The organism is Sphingobium sp. DC-2, from assembly GCF_000722555.1.
Lineage (GTDB): Bacteria > Pseudomonadota > Alphaproteobacteria > Sphingomonadales > Sphingomonadaceae > Sphingobium > Sphingobium quisquiliarum.
Genome location: NZ_JNAC01000092.1, coordinates 1 through 4,663, shown reverse-complemented (window position 1 = coordinate 4,663; position 4,663 = coordinate 1). Strand labels below are relative to the sequence as shown.

Below are 4,663 nucleotides of genomic sequence, written 5' to 3'. Positions count from 1 at the left end.
AGAGCGACAGCCTACCTCTGACTGCCGCCAATCTTTGCAACAGAGCCGGGCAGAGAATTCACATCTCCCCGTGCGACGACGGGAGTGGCGTATGATGCGGTTTAAGTCGGCCCGGCAATGCCAGCGTTTCGTCTCAGTTCATGGCCAGATCGCCAATCTCGTCCTTCTTCACCGCGGACATCTGGCCGCTGCCGATCACCGAAAACTTCGCTCCCAGGCTATTGCAACGTGGCAACACATCGCCCCGTCAATCAGTGCGTGAAAAACGGTCTGCGGAGAGAAGTGCGTCCGGTCCCAGGTTAAGGCGGCGCCTCCCATGCACGACCCCCATCGACCTCCGAACGCTTGCCTTTGTGACATCGTGTCTATATCGCCGCGGCCAGCCGCGCAAATTTGCCGCCGCAGAAGAGCAGCGGGCCGATTTCGGCCCGGCGTTCGAGATGGGTGACGCGTCCGATAAAGAGCGTATGGTCGCCGGCATCGACCTCCTGTTCCACCTCGGTAAGAAACACCGCCGCCGCGCCCGGCACCACTGGAAGATCGTGGCGGTCTTCGAGGATGGTGGACAGGGCCTCGTTGTGACGCCCCGCGAAATGCCAGGCGACATGCTCCATGTCGTCACCAAGGATGCTGACCGCGTAGCGGCCCGAGGCGCGGATCCGCTCCCGCATCTTGCTCTTGTGGTCGAGCGAGATGGAGATCAGCGGCGGGTCGAGCGAGACCGACATGAAGGCATTGGCGGTCATGCCATGGTCGCCGTCATCCGTGCGGGTGGTGATCACCGTGACGCCGGTGGCAAAGCTGCCGCAGGCGTTGCGCAGATCACGTGCGTCAAATCTAAGCATTGTCGTCCTCCCTATGGCGGATGTCGTTGGTTAAAAGGGCGGCCCCGATAGCATGCAAGGGCAGCGGGGCGGCCAGCAGGGGCACGGCTTCGGCAGCGCGCCCGGAGGCCTGGAGCCCACGGATCCGGCTGGACGAGATCGTTTCTCCTGCCGTGCAGCAGGTGACCGGGGCCTCGACGACGCTGAAATGCCGCGCCAGAAGCGCCACATCGCCTGCCTGCCGCGCGCCAAAGCGGAAATCGGCGCCGACATGGATCTGCACAGGCCCGATCCGACCCAGATCGGCCAGGAAATCGTCGGCGCTACGGCGGGCGTAGCAGTCATTGAACTGGGCGACGACGATAAAGTCGGGGCCGAGCGCCGCGATCCGCGCGAGCTTTTCCGCCAGCGGCAAAAGCTGCGCCGCGCGACCGAAATGCACCTTGGGTGGCGGATCGAAGGTCCAGACCACGGCGGGCCGACCCTGCTCCCGCGCCGAGTCCACGGCAGCCCGGATCAGCGCCTGATGCCCGCGATGTACCCCGTCGAAGGCCCCGAGGGCCGCAACGCTGGCAGGCAGCATGACTTGCCGGTCGGTGACGACCTGGGCCGGAACCCCGGAGAAATCCAGACCCATCCGCTCCTCCTCTTGCAAGGGGCGGCCGGGATGATCGGCCGCCCTCACGGACTTGAACCCGTGGCCTCAGCCCTGGAAACCCGCCTTCAGGCGGTTCACGTCCCAGGGGTTGATGAGGTCGGGCGCGGTCCAGCCGGTCAGGTCGTATTCGGCCATGTAGTTGTGCACCATCTGTTGAAGGGTGGCCATCTCGCCGGTCGCCTGCGCGGTCAGCATGGTCTCGATGCGGATGTTCTCGTAGTTGCCGGCATAGTTTGCCTCGTAAAGCTCATGCCGCCCGCCGAATTCCGAGCCCATCGCATCCCAGAGGAGCTTCAGGAGCTTGACGCGGTCCACTGCTGCCATGCCGTTCGAGCCGCGCACGAACCGGTCGAGATAGGGCCGCACCGCATCCGAAGCGAAGTCGAGCGACGAGGACGGCAGGTAGATCAGCCCCGAGGCGACATGGCGCTCGATCAGTTCCTTGATCCGGCTGTAGGCCATCGGTGCGAAGATGCGATAGGCAAGGCCGTAGTTCATGTTGGGCAGAACGTAGCCATCGGTTCCCTGCCACGGGACCGGGCTCTTCACCATCGCGTCCGACAGGCCCCAGAACAGGTTGCGCCAGCCCAGCACCTCGCCCACGGCGGTCTGCGGGCCGCGGAAGGCGCCCGAGCCGGTCGCCTCCAGCGCCATGGAAAAGAGGGCGGAGATGAAATCGAGTTTCACCGCCAGCCGCGTGGTACCGTGCAGCGTGAAACGCGGCACGAAGCCCGAGGCGGGGAAGAAGGCGTTGATCTTCTCGATGTCGCCATAGATGAAGATGTTCTCCCAGGGCACCAGCACCTTGTCGAACACGAGGATCGCGTCGTTCTCATCCATCCGGCTGGAGAGCGGATAGTCGAAGGGCGTGCCCATGACCGCCGCGTTCAGCTCGTAGGAAGCGCGGCTGATCAGCTTGACGCCGGCGCTGTCCATCGGAGCCGTGAAGGTCAGGGCAAACTTCTTCTCCTTGATCGGGATTCCGTAGTGGGCGATGAAATTATAGTGCGTCAGGGCCGAGCCGGTGGCAACCACCTTGGCACCCGAGACGATCAGGCCGGCATCGGTTTCCTTCTCCACCTGCATGTAGACGTCGCCGGTCTCCTCGACGGGCAGGTGGCGGTCGATCGGCGGGTTAACGATGGCGTGGTTCCAGTAGTCCAGCCGCTCCTGCGTGCGGTCATACCAGGTCTTCGCATTGCCGGCATATTCGCCGTAGAAGCTCGCATTGGCCCCCAGCGTGCCCAGGAAGGCGGCCTTGTAGTCGGGCGAGCGGCCCATCCAGCCATTCGCCACCCGCTGGGTGGCGGCGATGGCATCGCGGCCAGCCACAAGTTCCTCGGCGGTCTTGGTTCCCTTGAAGAAGGGATGCGTCCACCCGCCCGAGCCTGTGTCGGTCGGTCGGCCGATTGTAGCCTTCTCCGCATTCAGCCGGTCGTACCAGCGCGCGACCATACGGGCCGAGTTGCGAAAAGCCGGATGGCTGGTGACGTCCTTTACCCGCTCGCCGTGGATGTAGATCTCGCGCCCATCGCGGATGCTGTCCAGAAATTCGGCACCGGTATACGGTGCCTGGGTGGCGGTGGTTTGATCTTTCATGTCTTCCTCCCCTGCGGCAGATTGCCTGACGCTCCTCGACGTGAAGACTGACATCGACGCGTGCGCACCGAAAGGTATCGCGTAATACCTGTCATTTTTCCGGCATTGCCGGAAAACACAGCGGGATCGGCAGGACGAGGGAGCACTCGATGAAGACAATCCGCAAGATCGGCGAAGTACTGCGCTGCTTTTCCGCCACGCAGTCGGAACACAGCGTCACGGCCCTGTCGCGGGCCATCGGCAATTCCATTAGCGGCACCCACGATCTGGTGGATGGGCTGGCGGGGATCGGCCTTCTGCGCAAGGTCGAGCGGGGGCGCTATCGGCTCGGCCCGCTGGTGGCGACGCTCTACCACGCGCTGGAGGACAGTTTCGATCTGGTCGAGGTGGCGCGGTCGGTGATGGCCCAGCTTTCCGCCGATCATGGCGAGACGCTGCACCTCACGATGCACGATCACGACCGTCTGCTGCTGGTCGACGCCATCGACGGCACCCGGCCCCTGCGGGTGTCGTCCGGGGTGATCGGCCCGCATCTGCCGCTGCACAAGGCGCCGCCCGGCAGACTGCATCTGGCTGCCTTCAGCCCCATGCGGCTTGACGACTGGCTGGACGAGCATGCCCGCCCCGGTGGTCCCATCGACGCCCCGGAACGTTTGCGCGACGAACTGGCCGCACTGGCGGCCGAGGGGTTCGACAGCGGCCCAATTGGCGATGATGACGATCTGGTCTGCCTCGCGGCACAGATTCGGGACCACGTCGGACGCGCGGTCGCGGTGCTGTCGATGACGGTTCCGGCCAGCCGCCATGCGCGCCAGCCGCGCGCTTTCCGTACTATCACCGTCGATGCGGCGCAGCGGATCTCTGACCGCCTGGGCCATCGACGCAGGGATCCCTGATCATCCGCGAATCCGCAGACGGGGAATAGCGGGTTCAGGCGCTGTGCCGCGCTATTCGGCCCGAGTGACTGCGGCTTGCGCCGTCCTGGTGAATTTTCGGGTGATCTCCATGAAGTTCAGCACCTGCGGGGCGCGGTTGTCCAACCGGGAATGGACCGTCAAAGCGGTTCCAGGGTTGTGGCCGACATAGGGGCGATAGATGACCCCAGGTCGCGTCGTCCGGCTGACGGATTCGGGCACGACCGACAGCCCCACGCCGACCGAGACCAGCGAGATTGCGCTTTGAAAATCCTGCGTCAGCTCGAGGCCGCCGGGCTTCACCCCCTCTCGCTCGCAAATATCGAGCACGACATCGGCATAGCTCGGGCGCGGGCGGCGAGGATAGAGCACGAAGGTCTGGCCGCTCAGGTCGGCGAAGGTGATGTTGTCTTCCGCGACCAGCGGAGAGCTGTCGGGCAGCGCCAGGATCAGCTTCTCGCGACACAGAAGCTGCTGGCGGAACTCCTCGTCCTTGAGTTCGGGGCGGGCAACGGCGATGTCGATCTCCCGCGTGATCAGGGCCCGGTGCAGCTCGGCATTGTTCAGCGCGGACAGCGCCAGTTCCACCTCCGGATAGACCGACCGGAACGACTTGATCGGGACTGTCAGGATTTCCGTGTGTGGCCGGGCATAATGGGCAACAAGGA

5 protein-coding genes and 1 pseudogene are annotated in these 4,663 nt (G+C 64.5%); 2 read left to right on the top strand and 4 right to left on the bottom strand.

The window, feature by feature from the left end; all coding sequences use genetic code 11:
- A pseudogene (locus ET21_RS27180) lies at window positions 1-262 on the top strand (hypothetical protein); the annotation flags it as partial.
- Window positions 263-365: 103 nt separating this feature from the next.
- Here ET21_RS27180 and ET21_RS0117785 read toward each other — a convergent pair.
- The 3 genes from ET21_RS0117785 to ET21_RS0117775 form a co-directional block, all read right to left on the bottom strand.
- Window positions 366-845, bottom strand: coding sequence for a flavin reductase family protein (locus tag ET21_RS0117785; RefSeq protein ID WP_030540717.1), 480 nt, complete (start codon window positions 843-845; stop codon window positions 366-368).
- On the bottom strand, window positions 838-1,461 hold the full coding sequence (locus ET21_RS26030; protein WP_030540716.1) for an FAD synthetase family protein: 624 nt from the start codon (window positions 1,459-1,461) through the stop codon (window positions 838-840). The genes ET21_RS0117785 and ET21_RS26030 overlap by 8 nt, the downstream gene beginning before the upstream one ends.
- A gap of 66 nt (window positions 1,462-1,527) precedes the next feature.
- Entirely contained in the window at window positions 1,528-3,081 is a 1,554-nt protein-coding gene (locus ET21_RS0117775) for a 4-hydroxyphenylacetate 3-hydroxylase N-terminal domain-containing protein (protein ID WP_030540715.1), read from the bottom strand.
- A 149-nt stretch (window positions 3,082-3,230) separates the two neighbouring features.
- On the opposite strand from ET21_RS0117775, the gene ET21_RS0117770 reads away from it, so the two are divergent.
- The gene (locus ET21_RS0117770; protein ID WP_030540714.1) at window positions 3,231-3,977 is read left to right on the top strand and encodes an IclR family transcriptional regulator; all 747 of its coding nucleotides are present in this window, start codon (window positions 3,231-3,233) and stop codon (window positions 3,975-3,977) included.
- Window positions 3,978-4,028: 51 nt separating this feature from the next.
- On the opposite strand, the gene ET21_RS0117765 is transcribed toward ET21_RS0117770, so the two are convergent.
- The coding region (locus ET21_RS0117765) for a LysR family substrate-binding domain-containing protein (protein ID WP_162180711.1) at window positions 4,029-4,663 on the bottom strand (635 nt) is incomplete at its 5' end.